Origin of the sequence: Streptomyces sp. NPDC088745, from assembly GCF_044751045.1 — a bacterium.
Lineage (GTDB): Bacteria > Actinomycetota > Actinomycetes > Streptomycetales > Streptomycetaceae > Streptomyces > Streptomyces cremeus.
Window position 1 is genome coordinate 719421 of record NZ_JBIVLB010000002.1, and the last position, 16682, is coordinate 736102.

General features: G+C 72.6%; 15 protein-coding genes. 9 read left to right on the forward strand and 6 right to left on the reverse strand.

The annotated features are described in order from the left end of the window. Positions 1-1578, forward strand: coding sequence for a M16 family metallopeptidase (locus tag ACIP93_RS07810; RefSeq protein WP_401756701.1), 1578 nt, complete (start codon positions 1-3; stop codon positions 1576-1578). A 105-nt stretch (positions 1579-1683) separates the two neighbouring features. Further along, on the forward strand, positions 1684-2265 hold the full coding sequence (locus ACIP93_RS07815; RefSeq protein WP_401756703.1) for a hypothetical protein: 582 nt from the start codon (positions 1684-1686) through the stop codon (positions 2263-2265). Between the two features lie 76 nt (positions 2266-2341). Here the strand turns inward: ACIP93_RS07815 and ACIP93_RS07820 are convergent, their stop codons facing one another. From ACIP93_RS07820 to ACIP93_RS07835, 4 genes are all read right to left on the reverse strand, one after another. Then, entirely contained in the window at positions 2342-3469 is a 1128-nt protein-coding gene (locus ACIP93_RS07820; RefSeq protein WP_345228899.1) for a GuaB3 family IMP dehydrogenase-related protein, read from the reverse strand. 102 nt (positions 3470-3571) lie between these two features. Continuing rightward, positions 3572-5077 carry an IMP dehydrogenase gene (gene guaB / locus ACIP93_RS07825; RefSeq protein WP_345228900.1) on the reverse strand — a complete coding sequence of 502 codons (1506 nt, stop codon included), beginning with the start codon at positions 5075-5077 and terminating at the stop codon, positions 3572-3574. A 165-nt stretch (positions 5078-5242) separates the two neighbouring features. Further along, positions 5243-5830, reverse strand: coding sequence for a sigma-70 family RNA polymerase sigma factor (locus ACIP93_RS07830; protein ID WP_345228901.1), 588 nt, complete (start codon positions 5828-5830; stop codon positions 5243-5245). 257 nt (positions 5831-6087) lie between these two features. Beyond that, on the reverse strand, positions 6088-6699 hold the full coding sequence (locus ACIP93_RS07835; RefSeq protein ID WP_003948568.1) for a response regulator transcription factor: 612 nt from the start codon (positions 6697-6699) through the stop codon (positions 6088-6090). Positions 6700-7062: 363 nt separating this feature from the next. On the opposite strand from ACIP93_RS07835, the gene ACIP93_RS07840 reads away from it, so the two are divergent. After that, positions 7063-7461 carry a WhiB family transcriptional regulator gene (locus tag ACIP93_RS07840; protein WP_401756706.1) on the forward strand — a complete coding sequence of 133 codons (399 nt, stop codon included), beginning with the start codon at positions 7063-7065 and terminating at the stop codon, positions 7459-7461. 144 nt (positions 7462-7605) lie between these two features. Here the strand turns inward: ACIP93_RS07840 and ACIP93_RS07845 are convergent, their stop codons facing one another. After that, complete coding sequence (locus ACIP93_RS07845) at positions 7606-8520, reverse strand: LysR substrate-binding domain-containing protein (RefSeq protein ID WP_345228903.1); 915 nt, start codon at positions 8518-8520, stop codon at positions 7606-7608. Positions 8521-8601: 81 nt separating this feature from the next. On the opposite strand from ACIP93_RS07845, the gene ACIP93_RS07850 reads away from it, so the two are divergent. Together ACIP93_RS07850 and ACIP93_RS07855 are read left to right on the forward strand one after the other, a co-directional pair. Next, entirely contained in the window at positions 8602-9288 is a 687-nt protein-coding gene (locus ACIP93_RS07850; RefSeq protein WP_401756708.1) for an MOSC domain-containing protein, read from the forward strand. Between the two features lie 76 nt (positions 9289-9364). Then, positions 9365-10138 (forward strand): SDR family oxidoreductase, encoded by a 774-nt coding sequence (locus ACIP93_RS07855; protein ID WP_345228905.1) that lies wholly within the window; start codon positions 9365-9367, stop codon positions 10136-10138. Here ACIP93_RS07855 and ACIP93_RS07860 read toward each other — a convergent pair. Then, a complete protein-coding gene (locus tag ACIP93_RS07860; RefSeq protein ID WP_401756710.1) occupies positions 10132-11985 on the reverse strand; it encodes a DUF2264 domain-containing protein in 1854 nt (617 codons plus the stop codon). The two genes, ACIP93_RS07855 and ACIP93_RS07860, sit on opposite strands and share 7 nt — an antisense overlap. Before the next feature lie 193 nt (positions 11986-12178). Between ACIP93_RS07860 and ACIP93_RS07865 the strand changes: the two genes are divergently transcribed. The 4 genes from ACIP93_RS07865 to ACIP93_RS07880 all read left to right on the forward strand — a co-directional run bounded on the left by ACIP93_RS07865 (position 12179) and on the right by ACIP93_RS07880 (position 16674). After that, on the forward strand, positions 12179-13312 hold the full coding sequence (locus ACIP93_RS07865) for a substrate-binding domain-containing protein (protein WP_401756712.1): 1134 nt from the start codon (positions 12179-12181) through the stop codon (positions 13310-13312). A gap of 70 nt (positions 13313-13382) precedes the next feature. Then, a complete protein-coding gene (locus ACIP93_RS07870; protein ID WP_401756714.1) occupies positions 13383-14714 on the forward strand; it encodes an ABC transporter substrate-binding protein in 1332 nt (443 codons plus the stop codon). 8 nt (positions 14715-14722) lie between these two features. Then, the gene (locus ACIP93_RS07875; protein WP_401756716.1) at positions 14723-15736 is read left to right on the forward strand and encodes a carbohydrate ABC transporter permease; all 1014 of its coding nucleotides are present in this window, start codon (positions 14723-14725) and stop codon (positions 15734-15736) included. Continuing rightward, positions 15733-16674 carry a carbohydrate ABC transporter permease gene (locus ACIP93_RS07880; protein WP_401756718.1) on the forward strand — a complete coding sequence of 314 codons (942 nt, stop codon included), beginning with the start codon at positions 15733-15735 and terminating at the stop codon, positions 16672-16674. The genes ACIP93_RS07875 and ACIP93_RS07880 overlap by 4 nt, the downstream gene beginning before the upstream one ends. The last annotated feature ends 8 nt before the right edge of the window (positions 16675-16682 follow it).

Sequence of the window (16682 nt, forward strand, 5' to 3'; positions counted from 1 at the left end):
ATGACGCACTACGACGTCCCCCTGTACGAGGGCCCCGCGCACCACCCGACGCCGGTGGCCGAACACCCCGACGGCATCCGCCTCCTGGAGGTCCAGGGGGTACGGGTCCTGCTCGCCCCGCGCCCGGGCCCGGTCTCCGCCGGGCTCCTCTTCCGCGTGGGCCGCGCCGACGAGACCCTCGCCACCGCCGGCCTCACCCACCTCGTGGAGCACCTCGCCCTGCACCGGCACGGCCTCTCCGACCTGCACTACAACGGCGCCACCGCCGCCACGTACACCCATTTCCACGTCGACGGCGACCTCGCCGACGTCGCCGCCCACCTCAACGGCGTCTGCGCCGCCCTGCGCGACCTCCCCCTGGAACGTCTGGAGACCGAGCGCGAGATCCTGCGCACCGAGGCCGCCCACCGCGGGCACGGCGCGAACCACCAGATGGCGCTGTGGCGCTACGGCGCGCGCGGCCACGGCCTGCTCAGTTATCCCGAACACGGCCTGTGGCACCTAGGCCCCGAGCACGTACGGCACTGGGCGCGGACCCGCTTCACACGGGAGAACGCCGTCCTGTGGATCACCAGCGACACCCTCCCCGCCAGGCTCGACCTCACCCTGCCCACCGGCCCGCCGCACCCCGTGCCGCAGGTCCACTCCGCGCTGCCGCAGACCCCCGCGTACTTCCGCGGCGCATCCGGCGTCGTCGTCATGGACGCGGTCGTCCGGCGCTCCACCGCGGCCGGCCTGTTCGCCGACGTGCTGGGCCGGGTGCTCTTCCGCGAACTGCGCCAGGAGGGCGGCTTCTCCTACACGGCGACCGCCGACTACTCCCCGCGCGACGCCGGCTTCGCCACGATCACCGCCCTCGCGGACGCCCTGCCGCAGAAGCAGGACGCCGTCGTCGGCGGCTTCGTCGACGTCCTGGCCGCGCTGCGCGCGGGCCGTGTCGCCCAGGCCGACCTGGACGCCGTACGGACGGCCAAGCTGCGGCGGTTCGAGACGCCGGACCTGGCGGCGGCCCTGCTGCCCGCCCACGCCCTCTCCCTCCTCACCGGCCACCGCCGCGCCTCCGTCGCGGAACTCACCGCCGAGCTGCACGCCGCCACCGTCGCCGACCTGCACGCGGTCGCCGAGCAGGTGTCCGCCGACGCCCTCCTCCAGGTCCCCACCCGGGGCGCCGACTGGGCGGGCTTCGCCGAGGCCCCGCAGCAGTCCGCCGAGATCGTCACCGGCCGCCGCTTCCCCGCGCTCGACGACAGCGGGGAGACGCTGATCATCCACCCGCAGGCCGTCACCCTGACCGCCCCGGGCAACGCGGTGACCGTCAAGTATGCGGAGTGCGCGGCCCTCCTCGTCCGCCCCGACGGCGCCCGGCACCTGACCGGCTTCGACGGCTTCACCCTGACCGTCGAGCCGACCCTCTTCCCCGTCACCCCCGCCGACCTCGCCGTCATCGACGCGGGAGTCCCCGCCCACGCGGTGGTCCCGATGCCGCCCCGCCCCCCGGAGGCCGTCCCGCAGCCGAACACCGGACGCGCCCGGCCCACCCTGTGGAAACGGGCCCGCCGCAGGCTCCGCCAGGGCTGACCCCGTCATCCGCACACCACCTGTCGGCACCGGCTGCTACCGTCAGCCCGCACAATCGAACTTACGCGCGCTTTACACACGTGCGTGCTCAGGGGGGAACCGTCCATGTCCTACTCCGCTCCGCCGCCCCAGCAGCCCGGCGGCAATCCGTACGGCCAACCGCCCGGCCCGTACGGCCGGCCGCAGCAGCCGGACCAGTTCCCGCAGGGCCAGTTCCCCGGCCGGCCGCAGGGCGGGCAGTCCGGCGGCTTCGGCGGCGGCCACCCGCGGCCCCCGGCACGCCGGGGCAACGTGGGGCTGGGCCTCCTGGCCGGACTGGCGGCGGCGCTGGTCGGCGGAGGGATCTACGCCGTGATCCTGAGCAACGTGACCTTCCAGGTCGGCTACTTCACCTTCGGCATTGGTCTCCTCGCCGGCCTGGTCGCGGCCAGGATCGCCGGCCCGAACCCGGTGGTGCCCGTGGTCACGGCGGTGTTCGCGCTGATCGCGGCCTACCTGGGCCAGATCCTGGGCATCGCGCTCCTCATCGGCAAGACCTTCGGCGGCGCTTCCTTCGTCGACGTGCTGGTCGAGGACTTCTCCGCCGTCCACGACCTGTGGCAGGAAGGCCTGGAGCCGATCAGCTTCCTCTTCTTCGCCCTGGCCGCCTTCGGCGCGGTGACCGGAGCCAAGAAGGCCGCCCGCTAGGGCCCCGCACACGCGAAGTGGCCCGGCCGCCCCCACCAGGGGGCGCCGGGCCACTTCGCGTGCGTACGGAAGGAACTCAGCGGCGGTGCTGCGAGTCCGCGACCGTCACCTCGACGCGCTGGAACTCCTTGAGCTCGCTGTAGCCGGTGGTGGCCATCGAGCGGCGCAGCGCGCCGAACATGTTCATCGAGCCGTCCGGCACGCGCGAGGGACCGGTGAGGATCTCCTCCGTGGTGCCGACGACGCCCAGGTTCATGCGCTTGCCGCGCGGCACGTCCTCGTGGACGGCCTCCATGCCCCAGTGGTGGCCCTGGCCGGGCGCGTCCGTGGCACGGGCCAGCGGGGAGCCCATCATGACGGCGTCCGCGCCGCAGGCGACGGCCTTCGGGATGTCGCCGGACCAGCCCACGCCGCCGTCCGCGATGACGTGCACGTACCGGCCGCCGGACTCGTCCATGTAGTCGCGGCGGGCGGCGGCCACGTCGGCGACGGCGGTCGCCATCGGGACCTGGATGCCCAGCACGTTGCGGGTGGTGTGCGCGGCGCCGCCGCCGAAGCCCACCAGCACGCCGGCCGCGCCGGTGCGCATCAGGTGCAGGGCCGCGGTGTACGTGGCGCAGCCGCCGACGATCACCGGCACGTCCAGCTCGTAGATGAACTGCTTGAGGTTCAGCGGCTCGGCCGCGCCCGAGACGTGCTCGGCGGAGACGGTCGTGCCCCGGATGACGAAGATGTCGACACCGGCGTCCACGACGGCCTTGGAGAACTCGGCCGTGCGCTGCGGGGACAGCGCGGCGGCGGTGACCACGCCCGACTCGCGCACCTCCTTGATGCGCCGGCCGATCAGCTCCGCCTTGATGGGCTCGGCGTAGATCTCCTGGAGGCGGCGGGTGGCGGCGTTCTCGTCGTTCAGCTCGCGGATCTCGGCGAGCAGCGGCTCCGGGTCCTCGTACCGCGTCCACAGGCCTTCGAGGTTCAGGACGCCGAGGCCGCCCATCTCGCCGATGCGGATGGCGGTCTCGGGGGAGACGACCGAGTCCATCGGAGCGGCCAGGAACGGCAGCTCGAAGCGGTAGGCGTCGATCTGCCAGGCGATCGAGACCTCCTTCGGGTCCCGCGTACGCCGGCTCGGCACGATGGCGATGTCGTCGAACGCGTACGCCCTGCGGCCGCGCTTGCCGCGCCCGATCTCGATCTCAGTCACGTTGTGTGGCCTTTCCCTCTTGGTGTGCCGTTCCAGTATCCCCGACACGCAGCGAAGGGGCGGTCCCGGTGACCCCGGGACCGCCCCACGCGCGCGCCGTGCCTACTTGCGGCTGTAGTTCGGCGCCTCGACCGTCATCTGGATGTCGTGCGGGTGGCTCTCCTTGAGGCCCGCTGAGGTGATGCGGACGAAGCGGCCGTTGTCCTGGAGCTCGGGGACCGTGCGGCCGCCGACGTAGAACATCGACTGGCGCAGCCCGCCGACGAGCTGGTGCACGACCGCCGAGACCGGGCCCCGGTAGGGCACCTGGCCCTCGATGCCCTCGGGCACGAGCTTGTCGTCGGTGCGCACGCCCTCCTGGAAGTAGCGGTCCTTGGAGTACGACTTGTTGTCGCCGCGCGTCTGCATGGCGCCCAGCGAACCCATGCCCCGGTACGACTTGAACTGCTTGCCGTTGATGAACAGCAGCTCGCCCGGGGACTCCTCGCAGCCCGCGAGCAGCGAGCCCAGCATGACCGTGTCCGCGCCGGCGACGAGCGCCTTGGCGATGTCGCCGGAGTACTGGAGGCCGCCGTCGCCGATGACCGGGACGCCCGCGGCCTTCGCGGCGAGCGCGGCCTCGTAGATCGCGGTGACCTGCGGGACGCCGATACCGGCGACCACCCGGGTGGTGCAGATGGAGCCGGGGCCGACGCCCACCTTGATGCCGTCGACACCGGCGTCGATGAGGGCCTGGGCGCCGTCGCGGGTGGCGATGTTGCCGCCGATGACGTCGATGCCCGAGGTGTTCGACTTGATCTTGGCGACCATGTCGCCGACCAGCTTGGAGTGGCCGTGCGCGGTGTCCACGACGATGAAGTCGACACCGGCCTCGGCCAGCGCCTGGGCGCGCTCGAACGCGTCCCCGGCGACGCCGACGGCCGCGCCGACGAGCAGCCGGCCGTCGGCGTCCTTCGCGGCGTTCGGGTACTTCTCGGCCTTGACGAAGTCCTTGACCGTGATGAGGCCCTTGAGGATGCCCGCGTCGTCGACCAGCGGCAGCTTCTCGATCTTGTGGCGGCGCAGGAGCTGCACCGCGTCGACGCTGGAGATGCCGACCTTGCCGGTGACCAGCGGCATCGGCGTCATGACCTCGCGCACCTGACGGCTGCGGTCGGTCTCGAAGGCCATGTCGCGGTTGGTGACGATGCCGAGCAGCTTGCCCGCCGGGTCGGTGACCGGGACGCCGCTGATGCGGAATTTCGCGCACAGCTCGTTCGCCTCGGCGAGCGTGGCGTCCGGGTGCACGGTGATCGGGTCGGTGACCATGCCGGACTCGGAGCGCTTCACCAGGTCGACCTGGTTGGCCTGGTCGGCGATGGAGAGATTGCGGTGCAGGACGCCGACGCCGCCCTGGCGGGCCATCGCGATGGCCATCCGGGACTCGGTGACCTTGTCCATGGCGGCGGACAGCAGGGGGATGTTCACCCGTACGTTCCGCGAGATCAGCGAGGAGGTGTCGATCTGGTCGGGGGCCATGTCCGACGCGCCCGGCAGCAGCAGCACATCGTCGTAGGTCAGCCCGAGCGTCGCGAATTTCTCCGGCACTCCATCGACGTTCGCAGTCATGACACCTTCCAAATGGTCTTGCCCGGCGCGGATGTCCATGCTAACGGGAACCTGAGGTGTCTGATTCCACGATCATGACAAGCGGCCGAGTTCGTACGTTCCTCCCGCGCGCGGGTACGCCGATGTGCTACGCGGCGAGGGCGGGCCGCGCCCGCGCGGCGGGGGCTACTGCTCGGCGAGGGCGCGCAGGCGGCTCAGCGCCCTGTGCTGTGCGACACGCACGGCGCCCGGGGACATGCCGAGCTTCTGGCCCGTCTCCTCGGCGGTCAGACCGACCGCGACCCGCAGCACCAGCAGCTCGCGCTGGTGCTCGGGCAGGTTGGCCAGGAGTTTCTTGGCCCAGGCGGCGTCGCTGCTGAGCAGCGCCCGCTCCTCGGGGCCCAGCGAGTCGTCGGGCCGCTCCGGCATCTCGTCGGAGGGCACCGCGGTCGACCCGGGGTGGCGCATCGCGGCGCGCTGGAGGTCGGCGACCTTGTGCGCGGCGATGGCGAAGACGAAGGCCTCGAAGGGGCGCCCGGTGTCGCGGTAGCGAGGCAGTGCCATCAGCACCGCGACGCACACCTCCTGCGCCAGGTCCTCCACGAAGTGACGGGCGTCACCGGGCAGCCGGGACAGCCGTGCCCTGCAATAACGCAGGGCGAGGGGGTGGACGTGCGCGAGGAGGTCGTGGGTCGCCTGCTCGTCACCCTCGACGGCCCGGTGCACCAGGGCACCGATGGCCCCCTGGGCCGCCACCGCCTCGTCGTCGCGCATCGGACCATGGTGCCTTGACGTTCCGGCATCCGCGCCGCCGCGCCCGTAGTTGTGCACTGAAGCGTTATGAGCAGGTACGCCAGGACTCATCTCCCGCGCCCTCCCCTTCCGCTCGACCGACCCGTTCCCGAGGAACCCCATCCCTCAAGGATGCGGCATCGGCCGCCGAACCGGGATCGGGCGTCCTGCGCCCCGCCCGCGCGAAGGCGGGCGGGGGACCATCTCATGCGTACGACCGCATGCGTGGGGTCGGGTCCTCAGCGGACCAGGCCCCACCGGAAGCCGAGCGCCACCGCGTGCGCGCGGTCCGAGGCGCCGAGCTTCTTGAAGAGCCGGCGGGCGTGCGTCTTGACCGTGTCCTCGGAGAGGAAGAGCTCACGGCCGATCTCGGCGTTGGACCGGCCGTGACTCATGCCCTCCAGGACCTGGATCTCGCGGGCGGTGAGGGTCGGGGCGGCGCCCATCTCGGCGGACCGCAGCCTGCGCGGGGCGAGCCGCCAGGTCGGGTCGGCCAGGGCCTGCGTGACCGTCGCGCGCAGCTCGGCGCGGGACGCGTCCTTGTGCAGGTACCCGCGGGCCCCCGCGGCGACCGCGAGGGCGACCCCGTCGAGGTCCTCCGCGACGGTCAGCATGATGATGCGGGCGCCGGGGTCGGCGGACAGCAGTCGGCGGACGGTCTCCACGCCACCCAGACCGGGCATGCGCACGTCCATCAGAATCAGGTCCGAACGGTCGGCGCCCCAGCGGCGGAGGACTTCCTCGCCGTTGGCCGCCGTCGTCACGCGCTCGACGCCGGGCACGGTCGCGACCGCGCGGCGGAGCGCCTCTCGGGCAAGCGGGGAGTCGTCACAGACGAGGACGGATGTCATGACAGTCGCCCTCCGCTCCTGCCGCTCCGGCAGCTGATGCGCGTCACCTTGGGCCTCCAGGCTGAATACAAGTCGTCACCTGTGCGGTTGACGCTCTCGGACACCTGCCCGATCGCTCTTTCCTTCAACCGCCTCAGCCCACTCAACGACGGTCACTCGAAAGAGTTACGGCCTCGGAATACGACCCCTGAAGCCCTGGTGCCCCATTTAGTCGCTTTTCTTCCCTTTTGCTGGTGTCTGTGGATAGATTCGCAATGAGTCATATTTACATCTACTCAGACCGGAGATGTTGGAAGATGTGATGATCTCGGTGATCGTTCCGCTTCAGCACAGATGCTCAGCACAGACGCAAGGGGACAACCAATGGCAGATTTCTCCCGCCTTCCCGGACCCAACGCCGACCTGTGGGACTGGCAGCTCCTCGCCGCGTGCCGCGGGGTCGACAGCTCGTTGTTCTTCCACCCGGAGGGCGAGCGCGGGGCCGCGCGGAGCGCACGTGAGAACTCGGCGAAGGAGGTCTGCATGAGGTGCCCGGTCCGCGCGCAGTGCGCGGCGCACGCACTCCAGGTCCGCGAGCCGTACGGAGTGTGGGGCGGCCTCACCGAGGACGAGCGCGAGGAGCTGATGGGCCGGGCCAGACACCGCCTGGTGCCCGCGGGCACGGCGACGGGGCAGAAGCAGGCCCCGGCGGGGGCGGGGGCGGGCGCCCCCGTGAAGGGCGGCGGCGCGGAGCGCGCGCGGCGCGTCACCCTGGCGAAGTAACGGCCGCTCCCCTCTGCGCAGAAACGTTTCGGCACACCGTCCACCCGCTTGGCCCCGCCCATCCGGCGGGCGGCCGGCCGGATGCGGCCGGGGGCGGGGGTTTCGAGGTGCGCGCCGGGGGCCGGGCCCGCCTCCGGCGCCCGGTCAGCGGGACGCGGCCCGCGCGAGCTGGTCGAGCGTGGCGGCGACCGCCGGGACCTGCGCCAGGTCGGGCAGGGTGAGCGCGACGATCTCGCGCCGCACGGCGGGCTCCACGGCGACGGTGCGCACCCCCGTGGGGCGGACCGTCTCGACGGCCAGCTCGGGCAGGACGGCCACGCCGAGACCCGCGCCGACCAGGCCGATCACGGCCGGGGAGTCGTCGGTGGCGAAGTCGATGCGGGGGGTGAAGCCGGCGCTCTCGCAGACCTCGACGAGCTGGCGGCGGCAGCGCGGGCAGCCCGCGATCCAGGACTCCTCGGCGAACTCCCCGATGCTCACCGGCCCGGCGCCCCCGGCGCTCCCGGCGTCCGCGAGCCGGTGCCCCTCGGGGACCAGGCCGATCAGACGGTCCGTGAGCAGGGGGCGTACGACCAGGTCGGTCCAGTCCTCGGCGGCGGCGCCCGGACCGTAGCGGAAGGCGAGCGCCACGTCGCAGTCGCCCTCGCGGAGCATCTCCACCGAGCGCGGCGGCTCCGCGTCGACCAGCGAGACGCGGGTGCCGGGGTGGGCGGCGCGCAGGGCGGCGAGCGCGGTGGGGACCAGGGTGGAGCTGCCGGAGGGGAAGGAGACCAGGCGGACGCGCCCGGCGCGCAGGCCCGCGATGGCGGCGACCTCCTCCTCGGCGGCGGTGAGCCCGGCGAGGATGCCCACCGCGTGCCGGACCAGGGCCGTGCCCGCCTGGGTCAGGCGCATCTCGCGGCCGGTGCGGATGAGCAGCGGGGTGCCCGCCGACTGCTCCAGGGCCTTCATCTGCTGGCTGACGGCGGGCTGGGTGCAGCCGAGTTCACGGGCGGCGGCGGAGAAGGACCCGGTGGAGGCGACTGCGCGCAGCACACGGAGGTGGCGGGCTTCGATCATATGTCGAGAATAAGTCAGGCTTGGGGTGCGAAGCGCATTATTGCGGGTGGCTTTGAGGCGGGCTCGGTTAGCGTGCTGGCCATGGAGCTTCTGAGCGTGAATCTGGGGCGGGCGACCGCCAGTGAGCACACCGACCACGCGGACGGCCTGACCGGCATCGGCAAACGCCCGGTGGACGGGCCGGTCGAGGTCCGCGACCCGGGCCCCCAGGGCACCGGCGGCAGCGGGCTCGCCGGTGACGAGATCTGCGAGCTGCGCCATCACGGCGGCACCCACCAGGCGGTCTACGCGTACGCCCGGGAGGACCTCGACCGGTGGGAGGCGGAACTCGGCCGGCCGCTGTGCAACGGGGAGTTCGGCGAGAACTTCACGACCGCCGGGCTGGACGTGAACGGGGCGCGGATAGGCGAGCGCTGGCGGGTGGGCGACTCGCTGCTGCTGGAGGTGACCTCCTCGCGCATCCCGTGCCGTACGTTCGCGGGCGTACTGGACGAGAGGCGCTGGGTGAAGCGGTTCACGGCGGCCGCCGTGCCGGGTGCGTACCTCCGGGTGGTGGAGCCCGGGACCGTACGGGCCGGTGACGCGATCGAGGTGGTGCACCGGCCGGCGCACGAGGTGACGGTGAGCGTGCAGTTCCGGGCCATCACGCTGGAGCGGGACCTGCTGCCCGGGCTGCTGGCGGCCGGGGCGGCACTGCACCCGGACACCCGACGCACGGTGCAGACGTACCTGGCGAAAACGGGGCGGGACGGTGTGAACGCCCGGTGAAGTCCCCCGGCGGGCAAGGGGTGGTGGGCGGCACGACCGGCGGGCGGGGTGCGTGCGGGGCACTACCGTGGGGCGCATGACGACTGCACTGATCACGGGCGCGACCGCAGGCATCGGCTCCGCCTTCGCGCGGCGACTGGCCTCCGACGGGCACAACCTGGTGGTGGTGGCACGCGACACCGAGCGCCTCCAGAAGCAGGCGACGGAACTGCACGACAAGCACGCCGTGGAGGTCGAGGTGCTCACCGCCGACCTCGCCACGGAGGAGGGGATCGCAGCCGTCGAGAAGCGGCTCGCGGACCGCACGCACCCGGTGGACCTGCTGGTCAACAACGCCGGCTTCGGCAACAAGGGCGAGTTCCTCGACGTCCCGATGGCCGATGAGCTGACCATGCTGAAGGTGCACTGCGAGGCGGTGCTGCGGCTGACGTCGGCGGCGGTGAAGGGCATGAGGGAGCGCGGGCGCGGCGGCGTGGTGAACGTCGCCTCGGTCGCCGCCTTCGTGCCGCGCGGCACGTACGGGGCGAGCAAGGCGTGGGTCGTGCAGTTCACCCAGGGCGTGGCGAAGGACCTGGCCGGCAGCGGGGTGCGGCTGATGGCGCTGTGCCCGGGCTTCGTGCGCACGGAGTTCCACGAGCGGGCGGGCATGGGGACCGACAACATCCCGTCGTGGATGTGGCTGGACGCGGACAAGCTGGTCGCGGAGGCGCTGAAGGACATGGCGCGCGGCAAGTCGCTGTCGATCCCGGACCCGCGCTACAAGGCGCTGATGGGCGTGGTGAAGGTGGCCCCGCGGCGGCTGCTCGGCGGGATCACCTCGAAGACGGGGCGGAAGTACGGTCCTCAGTAGGGCAGTTGGAGTTCGGTGACGGCGCCGTCGTCCTGCCAGGTGATCTGGAGGACGGCGGCGTCTTCCGTACGGCTGCGGCGTACGTCGGCGAGGTGGGCGACCGGGGCCGGGGCGGGCTCCGCCGTGAGGGAGGCGAGGGCGACGAAGAGGGAACTCGTGCCACCGCCCGTTCGTCCTCGCAGTACGGCGGTGTGGGCGGCCGGGCCGAACGGGGTCGGTCCGGCCGGGAGCCGGTCTGCTTCCGGCACGTCCGTGTCGTAGCCGTGGACGGGGTGGAGCTGGGCGGTGGGCCCGTCCGGGGTGACGGCCCAGCCGGTCTGGCGGACCGGGGTGCCGGGCGGTGCGCCGGTGACCAGGTGCGCGCGGACCTCGGTGCGGCCGTGGGCGGCGGTGGCGGAGACGACGCGGACGCCGGGGGCGGGGGTGTGCGTGGAGGACGCCCAGTCGGGGCCGTGGCCGGCGGGGGTGGCGGGGCCGCGTGCGGTGGGGACGCCTTCGAGGACCAGGGCGAAGTGGTTGTCGGGGGCCCCGTGGGAGGGGCCGGTGCGGGTGGAGTAGGCGAAGCGGGCGTAGAGGGGGTCGTCCTCAGGGCCGACGTGGTTGCTGCCGTGGTTGTGCAGGCGGACCAGGCCGTCGGCGGCGGTGGACTGGATGAGCAGGTGGGGCGGGGCGGCGAGGGTGACCGTGTCGGCGGTCTCGGCGGGGAGGGGCTCCTCGGGGTCCGTCCAGGCGGGGTGGTCGGCGGGCAGGAGCAGGCCGAGGAAGCCCTTGGCGGCCCAGTAGGGCGAGGCGGGGCCCGAGTACGGCTGGACCAGGGGCGGGTACGGGCCGTACCAGCCCAGCGTCAGCAGGCCCTCGCTGTCGGGTGCGCCCCGGTCGGTGAAGTGGCGCAGGGTCCCGGAGGCGAGGCGGCGGGTGGCGCCGGGGGTGAGCGGGGTGTGGCCGGTGAGCGCGCCGAGCCAGGGGGCGGCGGCCGCCGCGAAGCGGTAGGTGAGGGAGCGGCCGAAGGGCATGGGGGCGCCGGTCGCGTCGAACAGCCGGGTGTAGTGGCCGAGTTGGTCGTGCAGGCGGGGGCCGTAGCGGGCGAGGAGGGCCCGGTCGCCGGAGAGGTGGGCGTGCAGGACGGGGTAGAAGTGCAGGGCCCAGGCGTTGTAGTGGTCGAAGGACCGGTTGGGGCCGTCGCTGTACCAGCCGTCGCCGAGGTACCAGTCCTCGACGCGGGCGAGGGCGGTGTCGATGGCGTTCTGCGCGCGGTCGGTCTCGATGCCCGCGTCCTTCAGGAATCCGGCGACGGTGAGGCCGAAGAGCCACCAGTTGTTGTCGACGGGGGACGGGCCGAGGGCGGGCAGCAGCCAGTCGACGACGCGCTGCCGCGTGGCGTCGCCGAGGGCGTCCCAGAGCCAGGGACGGGTCAGGCGCAGGCCGAGGGCGACGGACGCGGACTCCACGACGGCCTGGCGGATGTCGCCGGGGCGGGGCCAGGACTCGGGATCGCCGGTGCTCAACTCCGCTTCGCCCGTGGGGTGTCGGGTGCCCGCCGTGAGCCCTTCGGCGTACCGGGGGAGGTGGCCGTGCGGGTCGGCGCCGTGCGCGCCCGCGACGCGCAGGGCCGCGAGCAGGAACGTGCGGGCATGGCCTTCGAGACCGTCGGAGCGGGGACCGGAGACGCTGGGGCGGGGGCCCGGGAGGTGAATCAGGGCGTGGCGCGGGGTGCTGTACGGGCGTACCGCGAGGAGGAGTTCGTCGGCGGTGTGCTCCCAGTGGGCGCGGGTCCAGCCGGTGTACGGACTGCGGGCACGGTCCTCGGGGGGCGGTCCGGGCGCACGGTTGTCGGGCGGCGTGGGCATGGGGCTCCCCTGGGGCGGGCGGCTGCGAGGGCGTTGCCGGGAATCATCAACTCCTGCTGATCGAAGGTCAATGCGTTGCGGTCGAATGATCGGGATTCCTGTCGTTCGATCATCGGGGGCGGTGTCTGGACTAGGGTTGGACCGAGCCACCACACCGTCAGCGCAGTCCAACGCCGTCCAGGGGGAACGCACCGTGCGCGAGAGTGCCGCAGAACGTCATGACCGACTGCTGGAGCTGGTCCGCCGGCACGGCACCGCGCGGGTCTCCGACCTGGCCGGACTGCTGGGGGTCTCTCCCGTCACCACCCGCCGGGACGCCGAGGCGCTGGCCGCGAAGGGGCTGCTGGACCGGGTGCACGGGTCGGTGTCGTGGCCCGCCGCCGCGTCCGTGCCCGGCGGGCGCTCGGACGCCCCGGTGCTCGGACTGCTCGCGCCGTCGGCGACGTACTACTTCGCGGAGGTGATCCGGGGCGCGCACGAGGCGGCGGCGAAGGCCGGGGCCCGGTTGATCCTGCGGATCTCCGACTACCGGCCCGAGGAGGACCGCGCGCGGGTGGACGGACTGCTCGCGGCCGGTGCGCGGGGGCTGCTGGTGGCGCCGGGCTGGCGGCGGCCGCAGGACCCGGCGGAGTACGGGGAGTGGCCGGCCCGGCTGCCGGTCCCGGCCGTGCTCCTGGAGCGGCAGCCGGCGCCCGGTACGGCGCTGGACGGGCTGGACCGGGTCTGCTCGGACCACGCGTACGGGACGCTGCTGGCCGTACGCCACCTGGTGGGGCTGGGACACGGGGCGCCGGTGCTGGTGGCGCGGGCGGACAGCCCGACGGCGCTGTCGGTGCGGGCCGGGTACGCGGCGGCGCTGGGGTCGCTGGGGCTGGACGCGCCGCGGGCCGCGATCGACTCCGTACCGGCGGAGCTGGACCCGGAGGGTTTCGAGGCGGCGGTACGGGACCTGTGCGCGGCGGTGGCGCAGGGCGCGACGGCGGCGCTGGTGCACAACGACGTGGACGCGATCCAGATCGTGCAACGGCTCGCGGAGCTGGGGGTGCGGGTGCCCGACGACCTGGCGGTGGTGGCGTACGACGACGAGGTGGCGGCGCTCGCGGACACCCCGCTGACGGCGGTGGCGCCGCCGAAGCGGGAGGTGGGGCGACACGCGGCGGAGTTGCTGGTGGAGCGGCTGCGGGGGGACGCCGCCGACGAGTCGCCGCGCCGGCATCTGACGCTGCTGCCGAGGCTGCGGGTGCGGGCGTCGTGCGGGGCGGGCACGGAGTCCGCCGGGACGGCTTCTGCGGGAGCCAGTTTCGATCATTCGATCAATCGCTCTTGACTTCGTTCAGGGCTGGTTCAAGGATCGCGGCCAACGCCCATCCCGCCGCCTTCCTTACAGGAGCCATGCCGTGAGCCGCAGTTGGAAGCGAACACCTCTTTCCGCCGTCGGTGCCGTCGGCGCCGTCACCGCACTCACCGTCCTCACGGCCTGCGGCGGCGGTGACGGGAACACCGCGGCGCCGGGCGCCGACGGCAAGCCCGTCGCCATCACCTTCTGGGGCTGGGCGAAGGGCACCAAGGAGGTCGTCGACGCGTTCAACGCCTCGCACACGGACATCAAGGTGAAGTTCGAGGAGATACCGTCCGGCAACGCGGGCGGCTACGCGAAGATCTCCAACGCGGTGAAGGCGGGCAACGCCCCCGACCTGGTGTCCATCGAGTACCCGATGCTGCCGGAGTTCGTCAGCCAGGGCTCGGTGCAGGACATCGGCCCGCTGTTCGGCGACGACCTGAAGAAGAAGTTCCTGCCGCAGGCGGTGGAGCTGACGACGCTCGGCGGCAAGAACTGGGCGGTCCCCTTCGACGCGGCCCCGCAGGCCTTCTACTACCGCAAGGACCTGTTCGAGAAGTACGGCGTGCAGGTGCCGGCGACCTGGGCGGAGTTCCGGGCGGCGGCGGAGAAGGTGAAGAAGGCCGACGCGAAGGCGCGGATCGGCACCTTCTTCCCCGACGACCCGACGACGTTCCAGGCGATGGCCTGGCAGGCGGGCGCCCAGTGGTTCAAGGCCGAGGGCGACACCTGGAAGGTGAACACCGCCGACGCCGCGACCACCAAGGTCTCCGCGTACTGGCAGCAGCTCCTCGACGACGACCTGGTCCGCAACAACGCCTCCTTCAGCCCCGAGTGGACCAACTCCCTCAAGAACGGCGGCACGGTCGGCTACCTCGGCGCGGCCTGGGGCGCGGGCGTCCTGAAGGGCACGCTGCCCGAGCAGAACGGCAAGTGGGCGGTGGCCCCGATGCCGACCTGGGACGGCAGGGCGGCCAGCGGGATGCTCGGCGGGTCGACGTTCGCGGTGCCGAAGAACAGCCGGAAGGCCGCCGCGGCGGTCGAGTTCGCCACGTGGATGACGACGACAGAGGCGGGCATCAAGGCCCGTATCGCGTCCGGGACGTCGAGCGCGTTCCCGGCGGCCGCCGAACTGCGTCCGGCGGCGAAGAAGGCCTTCGACGCCGGGTACTTCGGCGGCCAGGACATCTACCGGGTCTTCGAGGACGCGGGGAAGTCGATCACCCCGAACTGGGCGTGGGGGCCGAGCACCGGCACCACCAACAGCGTCATCAAGGACCGGTTCGGCAAGGTCACGGGCGGCGGCGCCACCATCGCCGACGCGGTGCGGGCCGGACACGACGCGACGGTCGCCGAGCTGAAGAGGCGCGGCCTGAAGGTCGAGGGCTGAGCACCGCCATGACCACCACGAAAGCCGGTCCCCGGCCGGGAGCACCCGCCCGCGGGCCCGGCGGCCGCACCGGCCCGCCGTCCCCCGGCACCCGGCTCCGGTTCCGTCCCCGGTCCCGGGTCACCGGGGCGGCCGTCCTCCTCCTCGCCCCCTTCTTCGTGCTGTTCGTCCTGGTCATGGTCGTGCCGATCGGTTACGCGGTGTGGCTCAGCCTCTTCAGCGAGCAGCAGTCGGGCCTGGGCTTCGGCGGGACCGAGACCGTGTTCAGCGGGCTCGGCAACTACACGGCGGCGCTGGGCGACCCGGCCTTCCGCGAGGGCTTCGTCGTGCTCCTCGGGTACTGCGCGCTCTACATCCCGCTGATGATCGGCGGAGCCCTCGCGCTGGCACTGCTGCTGGACTCGGCGCTGGCCCGCGCCCGGCGCTTCTTCCAGCTCGCCCTGTTCCTGCCGCACGCCGTGCCCGGCATCATCGCCGCGCTGATCTGGGTGTACCTGTACACGCCGCAGCTCAGCCCGGTGGTGGAGGCGATGGAGGCGGGCGGGATCGGCTTCGACTTCTTCTCCCCGTCGGGCGCGCTGCCCTCGGTGGTCAACATCGCGCTGTGGGAGTGGCTCGGCTACAACATGGTGATCTTCTACGCGGCCCTCCAGGCCGTCGACCGGTCCGTCCTGGAGGCGGCCACCGTCGACGGGGCGGGGGCCTGGCGCACCGCGTTCAGCATCAAGGTGCCGCTGATCAGGGAGTCCGTGGTGATGGTCGCCCTGTTCACCGTCATCGGCTCGCTCCAGCTCTTCACCGAGCCGCTCATCCTCAACAAGGGCACCGGCTCCGCCGTGACCTCCACCTGGACGCCGAACATGTACGCCTACACCGCCGCCTTCGAACGCAACGACTACGGGCTGGCCGCGGCCGCCTCCGTGCTGCTGGCCCTGACGGCGGCGCTGCTGTCGTTCGTGGTGACGAAGCTGTCGGGCGGGCGCGGCCGCAAGAAGACCGAGCGGAACGAGGCCACCGCATGAGCACCGCCGTGACCCCCGATCCCGCCGGCCCCGCCAGCGCCACCAACACCGCCAACGCCACCGCCGTCACCCCCGTCTCCCCCACCGCGCCGCCCGGCGCCGCGGGCCGCTGGCTGTCCCGTACCGCGGTCAACGGAGCGCTCGTCCTGGCCACGCTCTACATGCTCTTCCCCCTGGTCTGGCTGCTCACCGCGGCGACCAAGGACGCCGGCGGCCTGCTCGCGGGCAACGCGTTCTCCTTCGAGGGCTTCGACCTCGGCCGCAACCTCTCCGACCTGGCCTCCCACGGTGACGGCGTCTACTTCCGCTGGTACGCCAACTCCCTCCTCTACGCGGGTGTGGGGGCCGTGCTCAGCTCCCTGGTGAGCGTCGCGGCGGGGTACGCCTTCGACAAGTACGCCTTCCGGGGCAAGGAGAAACTCTTCTCCACGGTGCTGCTCGGAGTGCTCGTCCCGACGACCGCGCTCGCCCTGCCCATGTACCTCCTGGCCAGCGAGGTCGGCCTGGTCAACACCTACTGGGCGGTGCTGCTGCCGGTCCTGGTGCACCCCTTCGGCGTCTACCTCTCCCGGGTCTTCAGCGCGGGCTACATCCCGAACGAGGCCCTGGAGGCGGCCCGTATCGACGGGGCGGGCGAGCTGCGCGTCTTCGTGTCGATCGGCCTGCCGATGGTGATGCCGGGGTTCGTGACCGTCTTCCTCTTCCAGTTCACCGCGATCTGGAACAACTTCTTCCTCCCCCTGGTGATGCTGTCGGACCAGAAGCTCTTCCCGCTGAGCCTCGGTCTGTACGCGTGGAACTCCAACGCCCACGCCGAGCCGACGTACCTCCCGATGGTGGTCACCGGCTCCCTCCTCGCCGTCGTCCCCCTGATCGTCGCCTTCGTCTCCCTCCAGCGGCACTGGAAGGCCGGACTCACGGCCGGCAGCGTCAAGTGACGGACGGT

Bases quoted from the DNA above. Each gene is read 5' to 3' on its own strand.
- guaB (WP_345228900.1), bottom strand. From the start codon at position 5,077: ATGACTGCGAACGTCGATGGAGTGCCGGAGAAATTCGCGACGCTCGGG.
- ACIP93_RS07835 (WP_003948568.1), bottom strand. From the start codon at position 6,699: ATGACATCCGTCCTCGTCTGTGACGACTCCCCGCTTGCCCGAGAGGCG.
- ACIP93_RS07810 (WP_401756701.1), top strand. From the start codon at position 1: ATGACGCACTACGACGTCCCCCTGTACGAGGGCCCCGCGCACCACCCG.
- ACIP93_RS07850 (WP_401756708.1), top strand. From the start codon at position 8,602: ATGGAGCTTCTGAGCGTGAATCTGGGGCGGGCGACCGCCAGTGAGCAC.
- ACIP93_RS07880 (WP_401756718.1), top strand. From the start codon at position 15,733: ATGAGCACCGCCGTGACCCCCGATCCCGCCGGCCCCGCCAGCGCCACC.
- ACIP93_RS07815 (WP_401756703.1), top strand. From the start codon at position 1,684: ATGTCCTACTCCGCTCCGCCGCCCCAGCAGCCCGGCGGCAATCCGTAC.
- ACIP93_RS07855 (WP_345228905.1), top strand. From the start codon at position 9,365: ATGACGACTGCACTGATCACGGGCGCGACCGCAGGCATCGGCTCCGCC.
- ACIP93_RS07840 (WP_401756706.1), top strand. From the start codon at position 7,063: ATGGCAGATTTCTCCCGCCTTCCCGGACCCAACGCCGACCTGTGGGAC.
- ACIP93_RS07830 (WP_345228901.1), bottom strand. From the start codon at position 5,830: ATGCGCGACGACGAGGCGGTGGCGGCCCAGGGGGCCATCGGTGCCCTG.
- ACIP93_RS07845 (WP_345228903.1), bottom strand. From the start codon at position 8,520: ATGATCGAAGCCCGCCACCTCCGTGTGCTGCGCGCAGTCGCCTCCACC.
- ACIP93_RS07860 (WP_401756710.1), bottom strand. From the start codon at position 11,985: ATGCCCACGCCGCCCGACAACCGTGCGCCCGGACCGCCCCCCGAGGAC.
- ACIP93_RS07875 (WP_401756716.1), top strand. From the start codon at position 14,723: ATGACCACCACGAAAGCCGGTCCCCGGCCGGGAGCACCCGCCCGCGGG.